Raw genomic sequence first — 21,814 nt, 5'->3', positions numbered from 1 at the left:
GCAGGACAACCGGTCAGCGGTGCAGTTCGCCGGCGGCTTCCGGCTGCCACACGACATCCAGCACGGTCAGCCGGGTATGGCCGCCGTCGGGCAGCGGCCAGTCGATGGCCTGCCCGGACGACAGGCCCAGCAAGGCGGCACCGACCGGTGCCAGCACCGACAGCTGGTCCGGCGAACCGGTCATGTCCTTCGGATAGCAAAGCTGGAATTCGCGGGTGGCACCGGCCGCATCGGCAAAGCGCACACGCGAATTCATCGTCACCACGCCAGCCGGCATGTCCTGCGGGTCCACCACATCGGCACGGGCAAGCTCGGTTTCCAGCTGGCGGGCAGCCGGAAACTCGCGGGGGTCGACCTGCTCGAGCAGATCTTCCAGGCGATCGAGGTCAAGGCTCGAAATAGTCAGGGAGGGCTGGGTCATGGTGCGATTTCCGTAAAAAATTCAGCCAGACAAGCAAAAACGGGCTGCCCCGCGGCAACCCGTCATTCTGCGGCGCATTCTACCTGCAAACCGGGCACGGAGCCACCGGGCCATGGCAACAGGGCGGGCTGTTTCCACGCCTCGGGCAAGACCGGCCAGCAGGCTCCGGCCTCAGGTGCCGACACATAGCGCCACAGCCGGCCGTCCAGCACGAAACCGATTCCGTAGCTGTGCAGATAGCCGCGGTCCGGGGTCTCACGGCCGGGTTCTTGCGGATGATAGAGCGAATCGCCCCAGATCGGTGCGCCCAGGCTTTTGAGCGCCACGCGCAGCTGGTGCGTGCGCCCGGTGCGCGGACGCAGCAGGAACAGGCGCCGGCCGTCACCCGCTGCCGCCGAAAAAAACTGCGTGACTGCCGGATCCTGCCGGGTCGGCAGCAGTTTCCAGCTGGCCCGCCGGCTGCGCTCCATGTCGCCGATCACCCAGCCCTGCTTCTTGCGCGGACTGCGGTCCGACAGGGCCAGATAGAATTTTTCCACCTGCCGGGCGGCCAGAGCCTGCCCCAGCGCGGCCGCCGCTTCTGCCGAGCGCGCCACCAGCAGCAGGCCGGAAGTCATTGCATCCAGCCGGTGCACCAGATGCAGCGTATCGCAGCCGGTATCGTCCCGCAGCCGGTCCATCAGCCCGGTCGCCTCGCCGTCACGGTGCACATGTGTACCCGGCGCCTTGTCGATCACCAGAAACGCCGCCTGCTCGTCCACCAGCCGGTACATGGCATCCTCCTTGGAAAAAGGGCCGGATTATACGGCTGACAGCGCCCGCAGGCGCGCCGCCGGCGGTTCGGCCAGCACGCGCCGGACCGCCCAGCCGCCGGCCAGCAACGCCGCCAGCCCGCACAGCCCCACACCGGCCAGCAACAGCCACGGACTGGGCAGCAAGGTCAGGTCCAGCACCCAGAAGCCCACCGCCCAGCCCAGTGCCCCCGCGCCCAGCGCAGCCAGCACGCCGGCCAGCACGCCCAGCCACAGGAACTCGCCCAGCAGCACCGCCAGCAACTGGCGCCGGGTCGCCCCCAGCGTGCGCAGCAATGCCGCGTCGCGCGCACGTTCGGCCTGGGTGGCCACGGTCGCCGCCACCAGCGTGACCAGACCGGCCGCCAGCGTGAAGCCGAACAGGAATTCCACCGCCTGCGCCAGCCGGTCGGTGAGCTGGCGCACCTCGTTGAGCAACGCAGTGACATCCACCACCGTCACGCCGGGAAAACGCGCCAGCGCCTGCTCGAACGCCACCAGCCGGTCGGGCGGCAGGTAAAAGCTCGACACCAGACTGGCCGGTTCGCCAGCCAGCAGGCCAGGGCTCGCCAGCACGAAGAAATTGACCCGGAACGAATCCCAGCGCACCTCGCGCAGGCTGGTCACCGGCGCCCGGACCGTCCGGCCCGCCAGATCGAACGACAGCGTGTCACCCACGCGGATGCCCAGTGTACGGGCCAGTCCGGCCTCGACCGAAAACGCCGCCTCCTGGCCACCGCCGGACCAGAACCGTCCGTCCGTAACCCGGTTGGCCGGCGGCAGCGCCGCCCGCCACGACAGGTTGAATTCACGCTCGGCCAGATGGCGCGCCCGCTGGTCCGGGTATTGCTCCGGCACCACCGGCCGGTCACCGATCGCAGTCAGGCGGGCCCGGTACATCGGCGCAAACTCCGGTACCGGCAGCGCCAGCTCGCGGAACATGGCCGACAGCGGCCCGACCTGGGCGGGCTGGATGTTGATGGCAAAACGGTTGGGCGCATCGGCCGGCAGCTGGCCGCGCCAGGCATCCAGCAGGTCACCGCGCACCAGCGCCACCGTCAGGAGGGCCATGCCGCCGACTGCCAGCGCCATGGCCTGCAATCCGGCCAGCCACGGTCGCCGCGCCAGCAGGCGCAGGCCGAATCCCACGCCCACGCCACGGCTGGGCAAGCGGGCCAGACCCGCCAGTGCCAGCCGCACCAGCACCGCTACCACCAGGGCAAAGCCGGCAAAGCCGGCCATGCCGACCCACGCCAGCGTGGCGTCACCGATCAGCGGCCACGCCAGCAGCATCAGGCAGGCCAGCGCCACCCCGGCCACGGCCCAGCCGGCCGGCGTCTGCTGCACGTCCTCGCGCAACACGGCCAGCGCCGGCGTCCGGGTCAGGGCCAGCAGATACGGTGCGGTCAGCCCCAGTACCAGCACCAGCCCCAGCGCCGGTGCCAGCAGCCATACCGGCCAGGCTGCCGCCGGCAGGGTCACGCCGGCCCATGCCGCCAGTCGTGCTGCCAGCCACATCTGCGCCCCGCCCCCTGCCAGTGCCCCCAGCAGGGCCGCGGCACCCGCCGCCAGCAACAGCTGGCCGGCAAACACGGCCAGCCGCAACCGCCGCGTGGCGCCCAGCGTGGCCAGCACGGCCGCCATGCGCGTATGCCGCCCCAGCCAGTGACGAGCCGCCAGGGCCACGGCCGCAGCGGCCAGGCCCACGGTAGCCAGCGCCGTCAGCCCCAGAAAGCGCCCGGCCCGCTCCAGCGCCACCCGCAGTTCGGGACGCGCCTCGCGGATGTCTTCCAGCCGCTCGCCGCGCGCCAGCTGCGGCTTGAGCAGGCTGGCGGCCGACGTCACCTGCGCCGGCTCACCCGCGGCCAGAAGGCGCCAGCGTACCCGGGCACCTTCACCGGCCAGCCCGGTGGCAGCCAGGTCGTCCATCGGCATCACCACGCGCGGGACGAAGTTGTAGAGGTCCAGCGCCCCGTCAGGCTCGCGCACCAGCTCGGCTGCAATGACGAACTCACGTTCGCCCAGTGTCAGCCGGTCGCCGGTCCGCACCCCGAGCGCCGCCAGCAGCCTGGCATCGGCCCAGACGGTGCCGCGGGCCGGTGCCAGCCGGCCGCGCTGCTCGCCGCCGGCGGTGGCCAAGGTGACTTCACCGCGCAGGGGCCAGTTGGCCGACACGGCCTTGAGGTTGACCAGCCGGCCGCCGGCACTGGCAAAGGCCATCGACGGCAGGCTGGCACTCTGGCCTACGTCCAGTCCCAGTCCGCGCAGTACCGTCAGGCGGGCGGACGACGGCGGCCGGTCGCTATTGAGCGACAGGTCGGCTGCCAGCAATTCGCTGGCCTGGCGCGCCAGCGCACTGTTCACCCGGTCTGACAGCAGGGCCACGCTCATCAGGGCCGCCACGGCCACGGCCACCGCGCTCATCAGCACTGCCAGATCGCCGGCACGCCACTCGCGCCAGGCCAGGCGCCATACCAGTCCGGTCATGCTGACTGCTCCTTCTCCACCAGCCGGCCACCGGCCAGCCGTACCTGGTGCGAACAGCGGCGTGCCAGCTCGGTGTCGTGGGTGACCAGCACCAGCGTCGTGCCCTGTTCGCGGTTGAGTTCAAACAACAGGTCAGCCACGAGGAGGCCGGTGTCGCCGTCGAGGTTGCCGGTCGGTTCGTCGGCCAGCAGCAAGGCCGGCCGGGAGACAAAGGCACGGGCCACTGCCACGCGCTGCTGTTCGCCACCGGACAGTTCCTGCGGCCGGTGTGCCAGCCGATCGGCCAGGCCGACCCGCTCCAGCATGGCCACAGCCCGTGCCCGGGCATCGGACGTGCCGGCCAGCTCCAGCGGCAGCATGACGTTTTCCAGTGCCGACAGCGCCGGCAGCAACTGGAAATTCTGGAACACGAAGCCGATCTGCTGCTGGCGCAGGCGGGCGCGGCCGTCCTCGTCGAGGGCCGACAGCGATTGTCCGGCCAGCAGCACGTCACCGTGGCTTGGCAGGTCCAGCCCGGCCAGCAGGCCGAGAAGGGTGGATTTGCCCGAGCCGGAACGGCCGACGATGGCCAGCGTGTCTCCGGCGTGCAGGGTCAGGTTGATGCCCGCAAGGATGACCAGCGGCTGGCCGCCAAACACGACTTGTCGCGACAGGTCGCGGGCTTGCAGAATGACGGAACGGTTTTCGGAGGCGATCATGCGTTATGTTTTCTGGCTGTTGGCCGGTTGGACCAGTCTGGCATGCGTGCCGGCACTGGCGGCAACCGTCATGGTGTTCGGCGATTCGCTGTCGGCCGGTTATGGCCTGAAAGCGGGTGAAGGCTGGGTCAGCCTGCTGGCGCGCGAGCTTGCTCCCCGGCACCGGGTCATCAACACCAGTGTATCGGGCGAAACCTCGGCCGGCGGGCTGACGCGTCTGCCCGCTGCACTGCAACAGCATAAACCGGATGTCCTGATCCTGGCACTGGGTGGCAACGACGGCCTGCGTGGCCTGCCGCCGGCGGAGCTGCGCGACAACCTTGACCGCATGGTGGAGCTGGCCCGGGCCCGGCGGGCACGGGTGCTGCTGGTGGGCATCGAGCTGCCGCCCAACTACGGCCCGCGCTACACGCGCGAATTTGCCGCTGTCTATGATGAGGTGGCACGTAACCGCAAGCTGCCGCTGGTGCCTTCGCTGATTGCAGGTTTCGGTGCGGACCGCAGCATGTTCCAGCCGGATGCCATCCATCCGATCGCCGCGGCCCAGCCCCGCATGCTGTCGGTAGTGAAACCGGCCTTGCAGCCTTTACTGAAAGATGCCCGATGACCGTCCTGAAAGCCTCCTTCCTCACACCGCTCCTGCTGGTGTCGGCCCTGTCGGGCTGCGCGGTGATGAACGCGCAGGAATGCCGTACCGATTCACCCGAGCAACTGGGTCTGCAGGATGGCAGCAACGGCTACACCCTGGCGCGCCTGCAATCGCGCGTACAGGCTTGCGCCAAATACGGCGTACCGTTCAACGAGCAGGCATGGATGCAGGGCTACCGGCAGGGACTGGCCGAGTTCTGCACCCCGCAAGGCGGCGAGGCGGCCGGCCTGTCCGGGCAACCCTACGTCCCCGGCACCTGCCCGGCGGCCAGCGAGCCGGATTTCCTGGCCGCCTACCGGCCGGCTTACCGGCTCTACCGGGTGCAAAGCTGCTACAACCGCTGGCGCGGCGGCTGGGGCTGGGGCTGGGGTTCGCCGTGGGGCTGGGGCGGCCCGCCGCCGGCCTTCGGCTGCTGACACAGCGTGCGTTTTTTCACACCGGCGGCTTTTCCCGGCTGCCCTAGGAAAAATCCCAAACTTTGACCGGCACACTCCTGCCATCGACACCACTGATGCAGGAGCTGCCTGATGAAATCCGTTCTGATCGCCCTGATGCTCGGCCTGACTGCCACCTCTGCCATGGCTTCGTCCTGGGGGGTGCGCCACGAAATCCGCGAAGGCATCCATGAAGTCGAGCGCGCCAAGCGCGAAGGTGCACGCGAAGTCTTGCAGGAACGCCGCGAGGCAACCCGCAATTACCTTGAGGCCGACACCCCGCGCGAAAAGCGCCGCGCCATCCGTCAGGGCATCCGCGAGGTCAATCAGGCCAAGGCCCGGGCCTACCGGGACGTGATGCAGGAAAAACGCGAGGCCCGCCGCGAAATCGCCCGCGAATACTATCGCGCCCGCTGACCGGAGCCTGCACATGACACCGATCCGCTCTGTCTTTGCTGCGGGCTGGGTTGCTACCCTGGGGCTGGCCGCCAGCCCTGCGGCCCTGGCCGGTAAGCCGGTCATGCCGGCAGGCACCAGCCTTTTTGCATCACCCGCAGCGGGTCTTGTCCCGGCTGCCACATCACTCCAGCCGGTGGCCGCCCACGGCAGTGACCTGCGCGCCCGGCGCATCGGCGCCTATTCCGGTGCCATGCAATGGTGCAGCACGTTGCAACCGGCACGCGCCGCCCGTTACCGGCTGGCCGGCCAGCATGCCCGGAATGCCATGCACCTGTTGCCCGGCCACCAGCAGCGACTGGCACACGAGACACGCGACCACACCCGCCGCAGCGGACGCTTCATGGGTGCCCGGCTGGATTATCGCCAGTGCCAGCAACTGGAACGCAGCACCCGTCCGTGGTGAGCTCCGGCACGCTCAGACGCGCCGTCAGCAGAGCACCGTCACGTTGCAGACAGTAGTCTCCGCCCATGCGGCGCATGATCTGGCGGCTGATGGCAAGGCCAAACCCGTAGCCGCCACTGGCACGCCGCACCGGCGCTCCCGCAGCAAACGCTGCCAGTGCTGCGTCAATACCGGCCTGCGCCGCTTCGGTCATGACATTGCTGACCGCCACGACAATCTGCCCGGCTTCCCGCGTCAGCCGGATCTGCAGGCAGGCACCGGGCGCCAGATGGCGGGTGGCGTTGTCGATGGCATTGCCCACGGCCCGGCTGAAGTATTCAGGATCGACCAGCGCCATGCAGTCCGTTTCCAGCCCGCTGTCCGCCGTCATGCCGCCCTGCCCTTCCAGCATCAGTGCGGTTTCAAACCAGCGCTGGCACACGATGGCGCTGACTGACGCCGGTTGCAGGCGCAGGGCCAGCACCCGGTCCGGGTCGGCCAGACTGGCGTACTCCTGCAAGCGGGTAGCCAGGTCACGCATGGCATCGGTTTTTTGCCGTGCCATCGCCAGGTAGCGGTTGCGCCGGGCCGGATCGTCCTCGCCTTCGGCCAGCTCCAGATAACCCAGCAGGCCGGTCAGCGGACTGCGCAGGTCGTGCGACACCGCCGTCACCATTTCGCTGCGCTGCCGGGCCAGCCGGGCCTCGGCCTCGGCCTTGTCCCGCGACAGCGCCGCCATGCGGTTGACGCTGGTTTCCAGGCTCGCCAGTTCGTCCTGCCCGCGTACCGGCAATTCCACGTCCTGGCCGGTTCCCGGCAGCTTGTCCAGCGACGAGGAAATGCGGTTGAGCCGGCGGATCGAGCGGCGCATGACCGAGGCCAGTACGGTCAGGCCCACGGCGGTTGCCAGCAGCACTTCCAGCGCTACCAGCAGGTTGAAACGGTCCAGCAGCAAACGGATCGCCGGTGCCGCACCCCGGTTGGGCCGGTCGACCACCACCCAGCTGCCCCGGCCGAAATCGCTGCGGAAGGCCCAGTGGGCATTGGCCAGCCCCTGGATCGACAGCAACAGCGACTTGCCCGGACGCGCCCGCGGCGTGCAGCCGGCCAGACAGACAGAATCCGGACTGTAAACCGACACTTCGACCGATTCGAACGGCGCCAGGTCGGCAGTGATCTTTTGCGCCAGCTGCCGGGCCTGCGGCGGGGTCAGCCCGGCCGGCAGGCGTTCGACTTCGTCCTTGAGCGCGGCGTACTGCTCCAGCCAGCGTGTGCCTGATTCCACGATCTGCTGCTGGATGGCGCTGGTCCATGGTGACATCAGCTGGTGCAGCAACGCGAAGCTGGCCAGCCCGGCCGCCACCGAAACCGTCAGCAGGGCAAAAAACCTGCCCAGCAGCGAATGCAGCAGCCAGCGTTTCATGTCGTGCTCCGCAGGCGGTAGCCAAAGCCCCAGACCGTTTCGACCAGACCGGCCCCGCCTGCCGCTCCCAGCTTGTGCCGCAGGTTGGAGATGTGCGCCATGATGGTCTTGTCCGCCACCGGGTCATGATTGTCCCAGGCGCCCTGGTGCAGTTCCTCGAGGCTGAACACCCGTTCCGGCCGGCGCACCAGCAGTGCGAGCAGGCGGAATTCGCGCTCGGTCAGCGTGACCGGCTGGCCTGCCACCCGGACCCGGCAGGTGTCCAGATCGACTTGCAGGACTCCCGCCCGCAGGCATTGCGGATTGTCCGGCACCGCAGCAGCCGGAGCAAAGCGGTTGACCCGGCGCAGCTGCGCCGTGATGCGGGCCACCAGTTCGGCCGAGGAAAACGGCTTGACCAGATAATCGTCTCCCCCGGCCATCAGCCCGGCCACCTTGTCGGCCTCGCGCCCCAGCGCCGACAGGAACAGGATCGGCAGTACGGCAGCCCGTTCACGCAACTGCCGGCATACCTCAAGACCGTCAGGGCCGGGCATGTTGACATCCAGCACCAGCAGGTCGACGTGCTGCCGGGCCAGCAGGTCCAGTGCCGCCACACCGTCCGCCACGCAGGTCACGGCAAAGCCGTGCCGCTGCAACAGCAGGCCGAGCACGTCGCGGATATCACTGTCGTCATCGACAACCAGAATGTGGTTCATGGCGGTTTGCTACACGGTTGCACATCCTGTCAGTCTAACCAGGGCACCCGGGCAGAGGTCCGGGACAGGCTGTGGCGTTTTTCTCTTGCCAGAACGGAAGTCTCCGGTGCGACCAGGGCCGGAAAAACGTGCGAAATACCGGGCATGCCACCGGTCAGGCAAGCGCTGGCCAGCCAGTTCCGCTACCCACGCGAACGCTGCCAGCGCCGGCTGGTCGTGCCGGTTCCGCACGCCAGGAAACCGGACCCAGGCCTCTGGTGCACCAGCCGCACAGCCCTGCGGGAGCCTTCCTTGCCTTGCCCGTCAGGAGCGCAGCCCCCGTGCAGGGGCACGGCACAACCGGTCATTCAGCCGCGCGGGCGATGACGGCGCACATACAGCGTCTTGCGTACCCGCGAAACCGTTTCACCGGCTTCGTTGACGATATCGACGGTGAATTCCGGCAGATGGCGCTCACCGTGGGCCGTGGCCTGGCGGATGGCTTCCACCTGCTCTGGCGAAAGGCGAAAGCGGGCCTGCAAGCGGCCGGTACCAGGCCTGATGAATTCGATCGAAGCGGCCTTGTCCCAGACGTTGTATTCCGGCCCCAACAGCTGCATGAGCATCAGCATGTAAAACGGGTCGGTCATGGCGTACAGGCTGCCGCCAAAATGGACGCCGCGCGCGTTGCGGTTGAACCAGCGCAGCCGCAGGCCGACATCGACTTCGTGCCAGTCAGGTGCGATGCGCTGGATACGGATGCCGGCGCCGGCAAACGGCGGCCACAGGTTCATGACGAGTCTGGCCACCCGCGGAGTCATTTTCATGAAAGCAAACGATCGTTTGAAAACCGGCATTATCCTGAAGGCATGACCGGCGTCAATCGGCCGCTAGCTGCGCTGGCGTACGCGCTCGAACAGGCAGATGGCGGCAGCGGCGGCCACGTTCAGCGATTCGGCCACGCCAGGCATGGGAATGATGACCCGGTCCGGCGCGCAGTCGAGCACGGCGGCATTGACGCCCGCGCCCTCGTTGCCGAACACGAATGCCACGTCCCCGGTCAGGTCCAGCGACCAGAGCGGTACGCTGCCTTCCAGATGGGTGACCACCTTGCGGCCGGAAAAAGCCTGCAACACGGCCGGCAGCACGGCGCGCTCGTGCAGGTCGAGGGCAAACTGGGCGCCCATGCCGGCACGCAACGCCTTGCCGGACCACACATCGGCACAGCCCGCCGACAGATAGACCCGGCGCACGTCGGCGGCGGCAGCCGTGCGCAGCAGCGTGCCCAGATTGCCGGGGTCCTGCACGTCATCGAGCAGCAGGACTGAACCGCCGTGATACGGTGCCGGAACGGGAATGGGGGCCAGTGCGATGACCTCGGCCGGCGAGGCCAGTTCACTGGCCTTGCCAAGCAGGGCAGCGGGCACGACGGCCACCGGTGTATCCGCTGACAGGCGGGCCAGCAAGGCCGTCACTTCGGGATGAGCCAGCGCATCTTCGCGCACGAACAGCTGGTCCAGGCGCGGCTGGCGGGCCAGCCAGGCATCGACGAGATGCAGTCCTTCCAGCACCAGGAGGCCGGACTTGCGGCGCTCTGCCGGCCGGGAGGCCAGCCGGACCAGGGATTTCAGCGTGTCGTTTTGGGCAGAGGTCAGGTATTTCATGGCGCGCGAGTGTAGCACGCGCGCCGCTGGCTACAGCGGCAGCGCCGCCACGGCCGCCTTGACGCGGGCATAGGCCTGGTCGTCCACGCCGGCACCCCGGGTCTGGTTATCCACCAGCATGACTCCGGCCAGCCGTCCCTGGCGGAACACCGACACCAGCACGAAGCCCTGCGGAGCCAGCAAGGGCCACAGGGGATGCGGGTAGCGCTCCATCAGCAGCGGCACCTGCCCGGCACTGGCCCGGAATGCCTGCGGCTTGGTGGTGAACGTGGCAAAGAACCCCGGCGCCAGCGGGTCGATCGACTGCTGGACCAGCGCATCACCGACATCCACGCCGATGTGATAGCGGCTGACCAGCTGGCCGTTGCCGGCATCCAGCTGGAAGAACATCACCCGGTCCACCCCGGCCGTGCTGGCGACACGCCGCACGGCCTGCGACAGCGCCAGGTTGTAGCGCGCCACTTCACCGCCGTCGTCCGACTGCCAGTCCAGCTCCAGAAAATCGTTTTCCGACACCAGCGGTGCCTCGGCAATCAGCGGCAGCACCCGGGCCGGGTCGGCATAGGCGCGGGTATACGGCACCCGCGCCAGCGACAGTGCGGCGTTGATGACGCTGCGCCAGATGGTGTCTTCCGGCTGCGTCACCAGCCCGGACACGGCCCGCAGGTGACTTTGCACTTCCTGCGTCCACCAGCCGGCAGCCAGATGATTGGCCGTATGGATGGCATGCCGCAGCAGAAGGCGCTGGCGCGACAGTTCGAGGTCCTGCCCCAGCAGCAGGTCGAGGATCTTGCCCGGCATGCCGGTGGCGCCGAGGATGTCACGCACGAACAACGGATACTGTTCGCCCAGCGCCCGCAGGGCTGCCCGCTCGACATCGCCTTCCAGCTCGACGTCGTTGTCAATGGCGTAAAAGGCCAGCGGCACGTTGTAGAGCAAGGCCGCGGTAAAATATTCCTCCACCCGGTACTCGTCGATCATCGACAGCCAGTCCTTCACCAGCAGGGCAGCCATGCGCGCCCGCGCCAGCAGGGCTGCCACGGTACGCTTGCGCCGTGCCACCATGCCCGGGTGGGTATCAATCGACGGCATCTGGCCGAACGAGGTAAAGAACGGATCCACCCCGATCAGCATCAGTGCATGTTCCACGCACAGGGTGTCCGACAGCTTGCGCCCCCGTTCGATCTGCCCGACCGCACGCATCAGCTGGAATACCAGCAAGGGATCATGCAAAACGGCATTGGCCAGATCGGATGCATTGAGCCGTTCGCGGTCTGCTTCGGAAAAGGCAAACAGTCGCTGGACCGTAAATCCCATGACGGGCCAGGTTTTGCCGGCGAAATGTTCTAGCTCGCGTCGATTCATCGTGCGGATATCCAATACTGCAGTTGCGATTGCATGACGTCGTCCAGCCCGGCCTGCCGGACCGGGGGTACACCGTCGATGCCAAAGGTATTGCTGACCAGCCAGGCGCCGGGAGCCGCCTCGGTCTGGAATTTCTGCCAGACCCGCGGCATGGGAACGGGCGACAGATAGACATAGATCACGTCAAACGCCTGCCAGTCCTGACGCCAGATGTCGCCGTAGCGGATGCAGGCAGAAGAATTGGCGGCCCGCAACCTGGCAATCAGCCAGGTCAGCCAAGAGCCTTCAACCCCGGTGACATGCAAGTCCGGCCGCAGTCGTGCCAGCGGCACGACAACACTGCCGATGCCGCATCCCATGTCTGCCACCCGCGCACCGGCCGGCAGTTCGGCTGCCAACCGGGCTACGGCAGCCTTGCTGGACAGGAACAGCGGTACACGCTCGCCAATGGCATGGCGCGACAGGGCAAACAGCAACAAGGCGGCGGCACCAAACCACCAGCCCGGCACATCCAGCGACAGCAGTCCTACCAGCGCCGGCCAGAAACCGGCATACACGAAAAGCAGCCAGCCACGCGCACCCAGTATCAACGCCAGCCCCAGGGTCATCGGCATGGCCAGCCATACCGGTGCCAGCAGCAAGCCCTGCGAAATCGCCATTGTCATGACGAGGGAGAGCGGCAGCGACCACAGGTGCCGCGCCGGGCGCAACCTGCCGGATCTAGCGGTTGGCCGCTGCGGTGTCGGGTTCGCCATTGGCAGTGGTTCCTTCCGGTGGATGTTCACCCAGGATCTGCTCTTCGCTTTGTTTGTTCAGCACCACGATTGCTATCCGGCGGTTGATCGGATTGACCGCGTTCTGCTTGTCCAAGGGATTGGCCGACCCCAGGCCGACCACGCGCAGGATTTTCTGGTCCTGCATGCCGCCAGCCAGCAGTTCGCGGCGGGCGGCGTTGGCCCGGTCGGCTGACAGGTCCCAGTTGGAATAGCCACGTTCGCCACCGGCATAAGGTGTGGCATCGGTATGGCCGGAAACCGACAGGCGATTGGGCACGTCATTAAACATCTTGCCCAACTCATGCAGGATGTCCTTGGTATGCGGCAGCAGGTTGGCGCTACCCGAATCGAACATCGGCCGGTTCTTTTCGTCGACGATCTGGACTTTCAGGCCCTCGGGCGTCATTTCCAGCAACAGCTGGTTCTTGTACTTGCGCAGCACCGGATTGGATTCGATCGCCATCGAGATGCGCTGCTGCAGTTTCGACAGGACCTGCCGCTCGCGTTGCCGCTCTTCGTTCATGTAAGTACGCTTGACCTGGCCCGCAGAACGGGTCAGGTCCTGCCCGCCGCCCTTGATCGCGCTGGTGGCATCACCCGATCCGTCACCGCCGGACAGCGCTACTTTCAGGGGGGTCTTGAAGTACTCTGAAATCCCTGCCAGCGTGCCCTGGGAAACAGAGGACAGCAGCCACATCAGCAGGAAGAACGCCATCATGGCGGTCACGAAGTCGGCATAAGCGATCTTCCACGCGCCGCCGTGATGGCCTCCGTGACCTTTCTTGATGCGTTTGACAATTATCGGACGTTGGGACTCGTCGGCCATGCGGCCTCCCTGCAAAAAGGCGGACAGGCAGAATTACCGGCCTGTCCGTCAGTCAGGCAAAAATCAGCGGTTCTTGGCACTCTTGACGTGCTCTTCCAGCTCGAGGAAGCCCGGACGATCCGCTCCGTACAGCGCCTTGCGGCCGAATTCGACAGCTACCTGCGGAGCGTAGCCGTTGAGCGAAGCCAGCAGCGTCACCTTGATGGTGGTCAGCACGCGGGTCACGTCGTTGACCTTGTATTCCAGCCGGTTGGACAACGGAGCAATGAAACCGTACGACAGCAGGATACCGAGGAAAGTACCGACCAGTGCTGCGGCAATCAGCTTGCCGAGTTCGGCAGGAGGAATGCCGACCGATTCCATGGTGTGCACTACCCCCATCACGGCCGCCACGATACCGAATGCCGGCAGCCCGTCGGCCATCTTGGCCAGTGCCCCGACCGGTACCGAACCTTCGTGGTGGTGGGTTTCGATTTCGATATCCATCAGGTTTTCGATCTCGAACGGATTGAGGTTGCCCCCCACCATCAGGCGCAGGTAATCGCAGATGAAGTCGATCACGTGATGGTCGTTAACAATGACCGGATACTTGGAAAAGATCGGGCTTTCCTGCGGAGCATCGACATCGGCCTCGATCGACATCAGGCCTTCCTTGCGCACCTTGGTCAGCACTTCAAACAACAGGGCAAACAGCTCCATGTAGAGCGCCTTGTTGTATTTGTCGCCCTTGAAGAGCTGCGGCAGGGCCTTCATGGTGGCGCGCAAGGGCGCTCCACCGTTGGCGGCCAGAAAAGCCCCGGTACCTGCGCCGAAAATGATCACCAGTTCATTAGGTTGAAGCAGGGCAGCAACGTGCCCGCCAGCCATCATGAAACCGCCGATCACGCTACCGAGTACGAGGATGTAGCCGATGATGACAAACATGCAGAAATCCCGTTGATTTCGAGAGGAAAGCCCCACCCGGCGCACCGGATGGACAAACACTTGCGCTATATCGGCCAGACGGCGGAAAACCTGCGGAATTTGTCGGATTTCCCGATACGGACTTTTGTCACAAACACCCCGCCGCCGGCCAGAACACGAATAAGGCGGCTCGGATATTACCAGAGCCGCCCTGCCCCAAAAATATGTTGCCCGGCTAATGTTGTCCGGGCACGGCAGAAAATTCAGTCAATCAGCCCGCGTTCCCGTAATACCGACTCCGTTTCGGCCACGCACTGCACCGCAACTTCCAGCATGGCATCCACTTCATCACGATTGATGACAAGCGGAGGGGCAGCCACCATGTGGTCGCCACAGGCACGCATGATCAGGTTGTGCCGGAAAAACACGTCCCGGCACAGCAGCCCCACTTCGCCCCAGTTCGGAAACAGCCGTCGCAATTCCTTGTCCTGCACCCAGGTAAACCCCTGGATCAGCCCGACACCGCGAATGTCCGCCAGATGGGCAAATCCTCCGAACGCCTCGCGCCAGCGTTGCTGCATGTACGGTCCGGTATCCTGCCGGACCCGCTCCACCACGCCCTCGTCGCGCAAGGCCCGTACATTGGCCGCAGCCACGGCTGCACATGCCGGATGGCCGGAATAGGTAAACCCGTGGTTGAAATCCCCGCCGGCCTTGATCACCTGCGCCACTTCATCGCCCACCACCACGCCGCCGATCGGCAGATACCCTGACGACAAGCCCTTGGCCACGGTAAAGAGATCCGGCCGGATGCCGTACAGCTGGTGCCCGAACCACTCCCCCGTGCGGCCGAAACCGCAGATCACCTCGTCGGCCACCAGCAATACGTCATGACGGCGGCAGATGCGCTCGACTTCCGGCCAGTAGCTGGCTGGCGGAATGATGACGCCACCGGCCCCCTGGATCGGCTCCCCCACAAAGGCCGCCACCCGGTCGGCTCCGGTTTCGAGGATTTTTTCCTCGACCCAGCGCGCAGCCCGCAGGCCGAACGCCTCTTCTGTTTCACCGTCCAGACCATGCTTCAGGAACCACGGCTGCTCAACATGCACGACATCGGCCACCGGCAGGTCACCCTGCGCATGCATTGCCGGCATGCCCCCCAGACTCGCACCACCGAGGGTCGAGCCGTGGTAACCATTCCAGCGCCCGATCAGCACCTTCTTCTGCGGCTGCCCCTTCAGGGCCCAGTAATGGCGCACCATGCGCATCATGGTGTCGACCGCCTCCGAGCCGGAATTGGTATAGAACACATGACTGAAGCCGGGCGGCGCTACCTCGGCCACCAGGGCAGACAGCTCGGCCACCCGTGGATGGGTGGTCTTGAAGAAAGTGTTGTAGTACGGCAGCTCGCACAGCTGTGCATACGCCGCCTCGGCCAGGTCACGCCGGCCATAGCCCAGGTTGACACACCACAACCCGGCCATGCCGTCGATCAGCCGCACGCCGTCCGAATCCCAGACATGAATGCCCTCCCCCCTGACCATCACCCGGCTGCCCTGCCGGTTCAGTGCCTCCATGTCGGAAAAGGGATGCAGATGATGGGCGGCATCCAGCTCGCGGTAATGCTCGGTACGGCGCGGATCGGCAGTCATGATCGGAAACTCCGGACAAAAACCTAGACGTGCAGCAACAGATACTTGCGCTCCCACGGGCTGATCACCCGGAAATACTCGGCAAATTCGCGCTCTTTCATGGCGATGTACATCTCGACAAAGCGCGGCCCCAGGACTTCGGCCACCGGCCGGCATTGCCGCAACCGGTCCAGCGCATCCTCGGTGCCATGCGGAAACTCCGACGGCCGGTCGTAGGCATTGGAACTCAGCGGAGCACGCGGCTCGATGGCATCCACCATGCCCAGATAACCGCAGGCCAGCGAAGCGGCCATGGCGATGTACGGATTGCAGTCCACGCCGGGTACCCGGTTTTCGATCCGGCGGGCCGCCGGCCCGGAATGCGGCACACGCAGCCCCACCGTGCGGTTGTCATACCCCCACTCGACATTGGTCGGCGCAGCGGTATACGGCGTCAGCCGCCGGTAACTGTTCACGTACGGCGCAAAAAACGGCATGACATGCGGCAGGTAACGCTGCAAGCCGCCGATGAAATGGAAAAATGCCGGAGTGGCCGATCCGTCCGCGGCAGAAAACAGGTTGTGCCCGTCCTGGTGCGATACCACGCTCTGGTGCATGTGCATGGCGCTGCCGGGCTCGCTTTCCATCGGCTTGGCCATGAACGTGGCGTACATCTGGTGCCGCAAGGCCGCCTCGCGCACGGTGCGCTTGAACAGGAACACCTGGTCGGCCAGATCGATCGGATTGCCATGACCGAAATTGATCTCCATCTGCGCCGTGCCGATCTCGTGCACCAGCGTATCCACCTCCAGCTGCTGGGCGTGGCAGTAGTCGTAGATGTCCTCGAATACCGGGTCAAATTCATTGACTGCATCAATGGAATAGGAGCGCCTGCCGAATTCGGCGCGTCCGGCCCGCCCGACCGGCGGCTGGACGGGAATGTCCGGATTCGGGTTGGGTGACAGCAGGTAGAACTCCATTTCCGGCGCCAGCACCGGCACCCAGCCGCGCTCGGTGTAGAGGTCCAGCACCCGGCGCAGCACGGCCCGTGGCGAGGTTTCCACGGGGGTACCGTCAGAACGGAAGCAGTCATAGATCAGCTGGGCCGTCGGATCGGTCGCCCACGGCACGAAGCGGATGCTGGCCGGGTCCGGCCGCAGCAGCATGTCCGGATCGGTCAGGTCGAGATAGTTGTCTGCCGGATAGTCGCCGGTCACGGTCTGGATCAGCACCGCCTCCGGCAACCGCATGTCGGGCTCGCTCAGGAACTTGTCCTTGGGGATGATCTTGCCGCGCGCCACGCCGGTCATGTCCGGCACGATGCACTCCACCTCGGTGATGCGGTGTTCCCTCAGCCAGCTGCTGATGTCGTTGCTCATGCTTCCCTCTCTCGTGCAGGCCCTGCGAAGGGCGGTGCGATACGTGTCGCACCGTCTCCTTCCCTGTCGCCGTTCCCTAAACGGAACGGGACAGCATGCGCGCCCGGCAGGCCTCGCCGAACGCACCCAGTATCGCCATCGATACCGGATTTCCGGTACAGCGCCATTCCGGGTGCCACTGCACGGCAAAGGCAAATGCCGGTGCATCCTCAACCCGGAAAGCTTCGATCAGCCCGTCTTCGGCCCGGGCCTCGGCCACCAGCCTAGGAGCCAGCCGTTTCACGCCCTGCTGGTGCACCGAATTGACCATGAACCGCTCCTGCCCCAGCAATCCGGCCAGCCAGCCACCGGCCACCGCCTCTGCCTGGTGCGCCGGTGCATACTGCTCTTCGGGTGTCCCGTCGGGCGGTGCTCGGTGATCCATCTTCCCCGGCTGCTCCTGTACGTGCTGGTACAGCTCGCCACCCAGCGCGACGTTGATTTCCTGAAAACCACGGCAGATACCCAGCAGCGGAATGCCGCGTTCGATGAGTTTCGGAATCAGCGGCAGGTTGGTGGCGTCACGCTCCGGGTCATGCAGGGTGCCGGGCCGACTGGGTTCTCCCAGGTAGTGATGCGGTTCGACATTGGACGGACTGCCGGTCAGCAGCACGCCGTCCACCCGGTCGAGGAGATCATCCAGCCACGCAGGCTCCCCCAGCGCCGGTACCAGCCACGGCATGCCGCCGGCACCATCGGTCACTCCCAGGATGTACTTCTCGCCCACCACCTGATGGGGATACTGCCCCAGCATGCGACGGTCACAGGGAATGGCAATCACGGGACGCATGTACGACTCCTTCAGATCCGGTCTGGTCAATAACCCTGTCAGTTTGCCGGTACTGCCGGCTGGTCGGCCAGTGCTGCCAGCGCCTCTTCGGCCGGCAGCAGCGGATAACCCAGGGCTTCGGCCACCGCTGCACACGTCACCTGTCCACGGCAGATGTTCAGTCCGGCACGCAGATGCGCGTCGCGCTCCAGCGCCGTCACCACGCCCTGACCGGCGAGTGTCAGCACATAAGGCAGCGTGACCTGGGTCAGGGCTTCGGTTGCCGTGCGTGCCACGGCCCCCGGCATGTTGGCCACGCAGTAGTGCACGATGCCGTCCACCACATAAGCCGGTTCCTCATGCGTGGTGGGCCGGCTGGTTTCAAAGCAGCCGCCCTGATCAATCGCCACGTCCACCAGTACGGCCCCCGGCTTCATCAGCGCCAGCTGGCTGCGGTGTACCAGTTTTGGTGCCGCAGCTCCCGGCACCAGCACGGCACCGATCACCAGATCGGCACAGCGCAGCTCGTCCTCGATGTGCTGGGTGTTGGACGCCAAGGTATGGATGCGGCCACTGGTCAGCGTATCGATTTCCTTGAGCCGGGCCAGCGACTTGTCGACCACCGTCACCACGGCCCCCAGTCCGGCTGCCATGCGTGCGGCATTGAAACCGACCACGCCGCCCCCCAGCACCAGCACCCGTGCCGGTGCCACACCGGGTACGCCGCCCAGCAGTACCCCGCGTCCGCCCTGCGCCTTTTCCAGGCAATGGGCGCCGGCCTGCACCGCCATGCGTCCGGCCACTTCGCTCATCGGCGCCAGCAGCGGCAGGCCGCCGTGGGCATCGGTCACCGTTTCGTAGGCAATGGCAATGGCACCGGACTCCAGCAGCAGGCGCGCCTGTCCGGGATCCGGCGCCAGGTGCAGGTAGGTAAACAGCACTTGCCCGGGGCGCAGCAGACGGCATTCCACCGGCTGTGGTTCCTTGACCTTGACGATCATGTCGGCTCCGGCAAACACCTCTGCGGCCGAATCAGCCAGCCTGGCGCCGGCAGCGACATAGGCTGCATCGTCATAGCCGATGCCGGCTCCGGCCTGCCGCTGCACCAGGACCTCGTGGCCCTGGGCGGTCAGCTCCCGCACGCCGGAGGGCAGCAGGCCGACCCGGTACTCGTGGATCTTGATTTCCTTCGGTACGCCGATACGCATTTGCGGAATCTCCACAGGGTAAAAACTGCACCAGATTGTCAGGACACCTGTTTAACAAAATACACAATGACCGCCCGGACTGCCGCCCGCTTTTTTCATACAATCTCTTTATAAATCGGCAACTTGCTTGCTGCCATGCAACAAACCTTTGCTCCATGTCAAAATGACGACATGCTTTTGTCTAAAATCATCAACATGCCAGCCGGTCTTGTGGCGGGCATGACCAACAGGGATACAACAGGATGGACGTCGGACTGCGGCTGAGGGTGGTGCGGGAAAAATTCGGCCTGTCGCAACGGGAGCTGGCCAAACGGGCCGGCGTGACCAACGGCACGATCTCGCTGATCGAGCAGAACCGGGTCAGCCCGTCGATCAGCTCGCTCAAGAAGGTGCTGGAAGGGCTGCCCATGACACTGGGCGACTTTTTCACCTTTGAGGTGGAGCCGCGCCACAAGCAGGTGTTCTACCGGGCCGGCGAACTGCACAACCTTGGCACCGACACCATGCAGCTGTGGCTGGTCGGCGCGGCCCACCCGCGCCGCGACATGACCCTGCTGTCCGAGCACTACGCAGCCGGAGCCGACACTGGCCCGGACATGCTGCAACACGACGGACAGGAAGGTGGACTGGTGATCCGCGGTGAAGTGGAAGTCACGGTCGGCAGCAATATCCAGGTCCTGCGCGCCGGCGATGCCTATTACTTCGACTCGCGGGAACCGCACCGCTTTCGCAATGTCGGCCGCGAAGAGGCGCAGATTGTCAGCGCCAGCACGCCGCCGACCCTGTAAGAGCCGTCAGCCGGCCCGGGCACGATCCGCAGGAAAACCAGACGGCACATTTCCGGAACCCGAACACCACCAGCACGCTTTCCCATGCCGCCCGCCACAGAATGCAGGCGCAGCCACACAGCACAGGAGACACGAAGATGACCACCCTGACCGACTGGCACGCCCGTGCCGCCCGCCTGCAACCGGAAACCCGCGCCTTTGTCGCCGGCCGGTATTGCCATGCCCGCGATGGCCGCACCTTCGATTGCCTCTCCCCCGTGGACGGTCGCTTGCTGGGTAAGGTCGCCTGGTGTGGTGCTGCCGACGTGGACGCTGCCGTACAGGCAGCCCGGCAGGCTTTCGAGCGGGGAGACTGGGCCGGTTTGCCGCCCCGCGAGCGCAAGGCACGGCTGCTGCGGCTGGCCGGCCTGATCGAGCAGCACGCCGAAGAACTGGCCCTGCTGGAAACCCTCGACATGGGCAAGCCCGTCAGCGATGCCCTGGCGGTCGACATGGCCGGCAGTGCCTACACGTTTGCCTGGTACGCCGAAGCCGTCGACAAATGGAGCGGCGAAGTGGCACCGCTCGACCCGTCCCTGCTGGGACTGGTCACCCGCGAGCCGGTCGGCGTGGTGGCCGCCATCGTGCCGTGGAATTTCCCGCTGCTGATGGCGTCATGGAAAATCGCCCCGGCACTGGCTGCCGGCAACAGCGTCATCCTCAAGCCCAGCGAAAAATCGCCGCTCACCGCCATCCGGCTGGCCGCGCTGGCGGCCGAAGCCGGCCTGCCGGACGGCGTGTTGCAGGTGCTGCCGGGGGCGGGTGACACCGGCCGCCTGCTGGCCGCACACATGGACGTCGACTGCGTGGCCTTCACCGGCTCGACCGCCGTCGGGCGGCAGATTGCCGGCTACGCCGCAGCCAGCAACCTCAAGCGCACCTGGCTGGAGCTGGGCGGCAAATCACCGCAGCTGATCCTCGCGGACTGCCCGGACCTTGAGCAGGCGGCCCGTGCCGTTGCCGGTGGCATCTTCTTCAACCAGGGCGAAATGTGCTCGGCCGGCAGCCGGGTGCTGGTCCACAACAGCCTGAAGGACGCGCTGATCGACGCTGTCCGCACAGCCGCCGGCCGCTGGTTGCCGGGCGATCCGCTTGACCCGGCCACGCGCATGGGCGCCATCGTCGACGAGCAGCAGTTCCGGAAAGTGCAGGACTATCTCGACAGCGGACGCCGCGAAGCCAGCCTGCTGTTCGGCGGCGATGTTGCCAGCCCGGTGCCCGGCGGCTGGTATGTCAATCCGACAGCCTTTCTGGCCACTCCAGGCTGCCGCATCGAGCGTGAGGAAATCTTCGGCCCGGTACTGACGCTGATCGGTTTTGACGATCCGGACGACGCCATCCGCATCGCCAACGACAGCATCTACGGCCTGGCCGCCGCCGTCTGGACCAGCAGCCTGTCCAGCGCCCACCGGGTGTCCCGCGCCTTGCGCGCCGGCACGGTCTGGGTCAACTGCTATGACGAAGGCGGTGACATGAACCTGCCGTTTGGCGGCTTCCGGCAGTCGGGCAACGGGCGGGACAAATCACTGCACGCCCTCGACAAGTACACCGAACTCAAAACCACCCTGATCAAACCCTGACGCCCTGCAACCCGGCACGTCCGTCCGGAGTCATACTGTTGCAGCCTGCTTCTGGAGATACCCTCATGAAACGCCTGTTACCCGCCCTTGCCGCCCTGAGCCTGCTGCTGGCACCGGTCACATCAGCCCTCGCCGCCGGCCAGCCGCTGCTGATCGACGTCCGCACCCCCGCCGAATACGAAGCCGGTCACCTGCCCGGCGCCGCGCTCGCGCCGGTTGACCGGATTGCCCGCGACATCGTCCGGCTGGCACCGGACAAGGACACGCCGATTACCCTGTACTGCCGCAGTGGCCGGCGCTCGGAAGCCGCGCGGCAGACCCTGCTCGGCATGGGCTACACCCGGGTCACCAATGCCGGAGGCTATGAAGAGCTGAAGCAGAAATCCGCGACCAGGCCTTGACCCATTATTTCGTTTTCAGCTAAAT

The 21,814-nt window shown here is 66.0% G+C and carries 23 protein-coding genes; 7 read left to right on the top strand and 16 right to left on the bottom strand.

From position 1 onward, the window contains the following. Positions 1 to 13: 13 nt before the first annotated feature. The 4 genes from rnk to G542_RS0102115 form a co-directional block, all read right to left on the bottom strand. Entirely contained in the window at positions 14 to 421 is a 408-nt protein-coding gene (gene rnk / locus G542_RS0102130) for a nucleoside diphosphate kinase regulator (protein WP_027823260.1), read from the bottom strand. Between the two features lie 62 nt (positions 422 to 483). Next, on the bottom strand, positions 484 to 1,194 hold the full coding sequence (locus tag G542_RS0102125) for a TIGR01621 family pseudouridine synthase (RefSeq protein ID WP_027823259.1): 711 nt from the start codon (positions 1,192 to 1,194) through the stop codon (positions 484 to 486). A gap of 27 nt (positions 1,195 to 1,221) precedes the next feature. Beyond that, positions 1,222 to 3,699: an ABC transporter permease gene (locus tag G542_RS19405; protein WP_034984864.1), complete on the bottom strand. Its 2,478-nt coding sequence runs from the start codon at positions 3,697 to 3,699 to the stop codon at positions 1,222 to 1,224. Further along, positions 3,696 to 4,397: an ABC transporter ATP-binding protein gene (locus tag G542_RS0102115; protein WP_027823257.1), complete on the bottom strand. Its 702-nt coding sequence runs from the start codon at positions 4,395 to 4,397 to the stop codon at positions 3,696 to 3,698. The genes G542_RS19405 and G542_RS0102115 overlap by 4 nt, the downstream gene beginning before the upstream one ends. On the opposite strand from G542_RS0102115, the gene G542_RS0102110 reads away from it, so the two are divergent. The 4 genes from G542_RS0102110 (at position 4,396) to G542_RS0102095 (ending at position 6,342) form a co-directional block, all read left to right on the top strand. Continuing rightward, entirely contained in the window at positions 4,396 to 5,004 is a 609-nt protein-coding gene (locus tag G542_RS0102110; protein WP_027823256.1) for an arylesterase, read from the top strand. The genes G542_RS0102115 and G542_RS0102110 overlap by 2 nt on opposite strands. Next, positions 5,001 to 5,462: a DUF2799 domain-containing protein gene (locus G542_RS15640; protein WP_012697667.1), complete on the top strand. Its 462-nt coding sequence runs from the start codon at positions 5,001 to 5,003 to the stop codon at positions 5,460 to 5,462. Before G542_RS0102110 ends, G542_RS15640 begins: the two co-directional genes overlap by 4 nt. A gap of 111 nt (positions 5,463 to 5,573) precedes the next feature. Beyond that, positions 5,574 to 5,897 carry a hypothetical protein gene (locus tag G542_RS0102100; protein ID WP_012697668.1) on the top strand — a complete coding sequence of 108 codons (324 nt, stop codon included), beginning with the start codon at positions 5,574 to 5,576 and terminating at the stop codon, positions 5,895 to 5,897. Positions 5,898 to 5,910: 13 nt separating this feature from the next. Then, entirely contained in the window at positions 5,911 to 6,342 is a 432-nt protein-coding gene (locus G542_RS0102095; protein ID WP_027823255.1) for a hypothetical protein, read from the top strand. Here G542_RS0102095 and G542_RS0102090 read toward each other — a convergent pair. The 12 genes from G542_RS0102090 to ald form a co-directional block, all read right to left on the bottom strand. Then, on the bottom strand, positions 6,278 to 7,744 hold the full coding sequence (locus G542_RS0102090; RefSeq protein WP_027823254.1) for a sensor histidine kinase: 1,467 nt from the start codon (positions 7,742 to 7,744) through the stop codon (positions 6,278 to 6,280). The genes G542_RS0102095 and G542_RS0102090 overlap by 65 nt on opposite strands. Beyond that, complete coding sequence (locus G542_RS0102085) at positions 7,741 to 8,442, bottom strand: response regulator transcription factor (protein ID WP_027823253.1); 702 nt, start codon at positions 8,440 to 8,442, stop codon at positions 7,741 to 7,743. The genes G542_RS0102090 and G542_RS0102085 overlap by 4 nt, the downstream gene beginning before the upstream one ends. A 347-nt stretch (positions 8,443 to 8,789) precedes the next feature. Next, positions 8,790 to 9,248 carry a DUF4442 domain-containing protein gene (locus G542_RS0102080; protein ID WP_027823252.1) on the bottom strand — a complete coding sequence of 153 codons (459 nt, stop codon included), beginning with the start codon at positions 9,246 to 9,248 and terminating at the stop codon, positions 8,790 to 8,792. 63 nt (positions 9,249 to 9,311) lie between these two features. After that, positions 9,312 to 10,103 (bottom strand): TrmH family RNA methyltransferase, encoded by a 792-nt coding sequence (locus tag G542_RS0102075; protein ID WP_444542961.1) that lies wholly within the window; start codon positions 10,101 to 10,103, stop codon positions 9,312 to 9,314. A gap of 12 nt (positions 10,104 to 10,115) precedes the next feature. Next, a complete protein-coding gene (locus tag G542_RS0102070) occupies positions 10,116 to 11,450 on the bottom strand; it encodes a hypothetical protein (RefSeq protein WP_012697674.1) in 1,335 nt (444 codons plus the stop codon). Further along, positions 11,447 to 12,115, bottom strand: a complete 669-nt coding sequence (locus tag G542_RS15635) for a class I SAM-dependent methyltransferase (protein WP_162142320.1) — start codon at positions 12,113 to 12,115, stop codon at positions 11,447 to 11,449. The genes G542_RS0102070 and G542_RS15635 overlap by 4 nt, the downstream gene beginning before the upstream one ends. Before the next feature lie 55 nt (positions 12,116 to 12,170). Continuing rightward, positions 12,171 to 13,052, bottom strand: coding sequence for a flagellar motor protein MotB (motB, locus tag G542_RS0102060; RefSeq protein WP_012697676.1), 882 nt, complete (start codon positions 13,050 to 13,052; stop codon positions 12,171 to 12,173). A 63-nt stretch (positions 13,053 to 13,115) separates the two neighbouring features. Next, on the bottom strand, positions 13,116 to 13,976 hold the full coding sequence (motA, locus tag G542_RS0102055; protein ID WP_012697677.1) for a flagellar motor stator protein MotA: 861 nt from the start codon (positions 13,974 to 13,976) through the stop codon (positions 13,116 to 13,118). Between the two features lie 242 nt (positions 13,977 to 14,218). After that, positions 14,219 to 15,607, bottom strand: coding sequence for an aspartate aminotransferase family protein (locus G542_RS0102050; protein ID WP_034984857.1), 1,389 nt, complete (start codon positions 15,605 to 15,607; stop codon positions 14,219 to 14,221). A 23-nt stretch (positions 15,608 to 15,630) separates the two neighbouring features. Then, positions 15,631 to 16,965: a glutamine synthetase family protein gene (locus G542_RS0102045; RefSeq protein WP_027823248.1), complete on the bottom strand. Its 1,335-nt coding sequence runs from the start codon at positions 16,963 to 16,965 to the stop codon at positions 15,631 to 15,633. A gap of 76 nt (positions 16,966 to 17,041) precedes the next feature. After that, positions 17,042 to 17,794, bottom strand: coding sequence for a gamma-glutamyl-gamma-aminobutyrate hydrolase family protein (locus G542_RS0102040; protein WP_027823247.1), 753 nt, complete (start codon positions 17,792 to 17,794; stop codon positions 17,042 to 17,044). 38 nt (positions 17,795 to 17,832) lie between these two features. After that, entirely contained in the window at positions 17,833 to 18,981 is a 1,149-nt protein-coding gene (ald, locus tag G542_RS0102035; RefSeq protein ID WP_027823246.1) for an alanine dehydrogenase, read from the bottom strand. Between the two features lie 242 nt (positions 18,982 to 19,223). Between ald and G542_RS0102030 the strand changes: the two genes are divergently transcribed. From G542_RS0102030 to G542_RS0102020, 3 genes are all read left to right on the top strand, one after another. Then, on the top strand, positions 19,224 to 19,769 hold the full coding sequence (locus G542_RS0102030) for a cupin domain-containing protein (protein ID WP_027823245.1): 546 nt from the start codon (positions 19,224 to 19,226) through the stop codon (positions 19,767 to 19,769). 137 nt (positions 19,770 to 19,906) lie between these two features. Beyond that, positions 19,907 to 21,388 (top strand): aldehyde dehydrogenase, encoded by a 1,482-nt coding sequence (locus tag G542_RS0102025; RefSeq protein WP_027823244.1) that lies wholly within the window; start codon positions 19,907 to 19,909, stop codon positions 21,386 to 21,388. A gap of 65 nt (positions 21,389 to 21,453) precedes the next feature. Continuing rightward, positions 21,454 to 21,789 (top strand): rhodanese-like domain-containing protein, encoded by a 336-nt coding sequence (locus G542_RS0102020; RefSeq protein ID WP_027823243.1) that lies wholly within the window; start codon positions 21,454 to 21,456, stop codon positions 21,787 to 21,789. Positions 21,790 to 21,814 lie beyond the last annotated feature (25 nt).

Origin of the sequence: Laribacter hongkongensis DSM 14985 (genome assembly GCF_000423285.1) — a bacterium.
Taxonomy (GTDB): Bacteria; Pseudomonadota; Gammaproteobacteria; order Burkholderiales; family Aquaspirillaceae; genus Laribacter; species Laribacter hongkongensis.
Note: the sequence above shows the minus strand (reverse complement) of the source record. Positions and strands in the feature narration are given on the sequence as shown.

Coding starts and splice junctions, on each gene's coding strand:
- rnk (WP_027823260.1), bottom strand. CDS start 421: ATGACCCAGCCCTCCCTGACTATTTCGAGCCTTGACCTCGATCGCCTG.
- G542_RS0102125 (WP_027823259.1), bottom strand. CDS start 1,194: ATGTACCGGCTGGTGGACGAGCAGGCGGCGTTTCTGGTGATCGACAAG.
- G542_RS19405 (WP_034984864.1), bottom strand. CDS start 3,699: ATGACCGGACTGGTATGGCGCCTGGCCTGGCGCGAGTGGCGTGCCGGC.
- G542_RS0102110 (WP_027823256.1), top strand. CDS start 4,396: ATGCGTTATGTTTTCTGGCTGTTGGCCGGTTGGACCAGTCTGGCATGC.
- G542_RS0102115 (WP_027823257.1), bottom strand. CDS start 4,397: ATGATCGCCTCCGAAAACCGTTCCGTCATTCTGCAAGCCCGCGACCTG.
- G542_RS15640 (WP_012697667.1), top strand. CDS start 5,001: ATGACCGTCCTGAAAGCCTCCTTCCTCACACCGCTCCTGCTGGTGTCG.
- G542_RS0102100 (WP_012697668.1), top strand. CDS start 5,574: ATGAAATCCGTTCTGATCGCCCTGATGCTCGGCCTGACTGCCACCTCT.
- G542_RS0102095 (WP_027823255.1), top strand. CDS start 5,911: ATGACACCGATCCGCTCTGTCTTTGCTGCGGGCTGGGTTGCTACCCTG.
- G542_RS0102090 (WP_027823254.1), bottom strand. CDS start 7,744: ATGAAACGCTGGCTGCTGCATTCGCTGCTGGGCAGGTTTTTTGCCCTG.
- G542_RS0102085 (WP_027823253.1), bottom strand. CDS start 8,442: ATGAACCACATTCTGGTTGTCGATGACGACAGTGATATCCGCGACGTG.
- G542_RS0102080 (WP_027823252.1), bottom strand. CDS start 9,248: ATGAAAATGACTCCGCGGGTGGCCAGACTCGTCATGAACCTGTGGCCG.
- G542_RS0102070 (WP_012697674.1), bottom strand. CDS start 11,450: ATGAATCGACGCGAGCTAGAACATTTCGCCGGCAAAACCTGGCCCGTC.
- G542_RS15635 (WP_162142320.1), bottom strand. CDS start 12,115: ATGACAATGGCGATTTCGCAGGGCTTGCTGCTGGCACCGGTATGGCTG.
- motB (WP_012697676.1), bottom strand. CDS start 13,052: ATGGCCGACGAGTCCCAACGTCCGATAATTGTCAAACGCATCAAGAAA.
- motA (WP_012697677.1), bottom strand. CDS start 13,976: ATGTTTGTCATCATCGGCTACATCCTCGTACTCGGTAGCGTGATCGGC.
- G542_RS0102050 (WP_034984857.1), bottom strand. CDS start 15,607: ATGACTGCCGATCCGCGCCGTACCGAGCATTACCGCGAGCTGGATGCC.
- G542_RS0102045 (WP_027823248.1), bottom strand. CDS start 16,965: ATGAGCAACGACATCAGCAGCTGGCTGAGGGAACACCGCATCACCGAG.
- G542_RS0102040 (WP_027823247.1), bottom strand. CDS start 17,794: ATGCGTCCCGTGATTGCCATTCCCTGTGACCGTCGCATGCTGGGGCAG.
- ald (WP_027823246.1), bottom strand. CDS start 18,981: ATGCGTATCGGCGTACCGAAGGAAATCAAGATCCACGAGTACCGGGTC.
- G542_RS0102030 (WP_027823245.1), top strand. CDS start 19,224: ATGGACGTCGGACTGCGGCTGAGGGTGGTGCGGGAAAAATTCGGCCTG.
- G542_RS0102025 (WP_027823244.1), top strand. CDS start 19,907: ATGACCACCCTGACCGACTGGCACGCCCGTGCCGCCCGCCTGCAACCG.
- G542_RS0102020 (WP_027823243.1), top strand. CDS start 21,454: ATGAAACGCCTGTTACCCGCCCTTGCCGCCCTGAGCCTGCTGCTGGCA.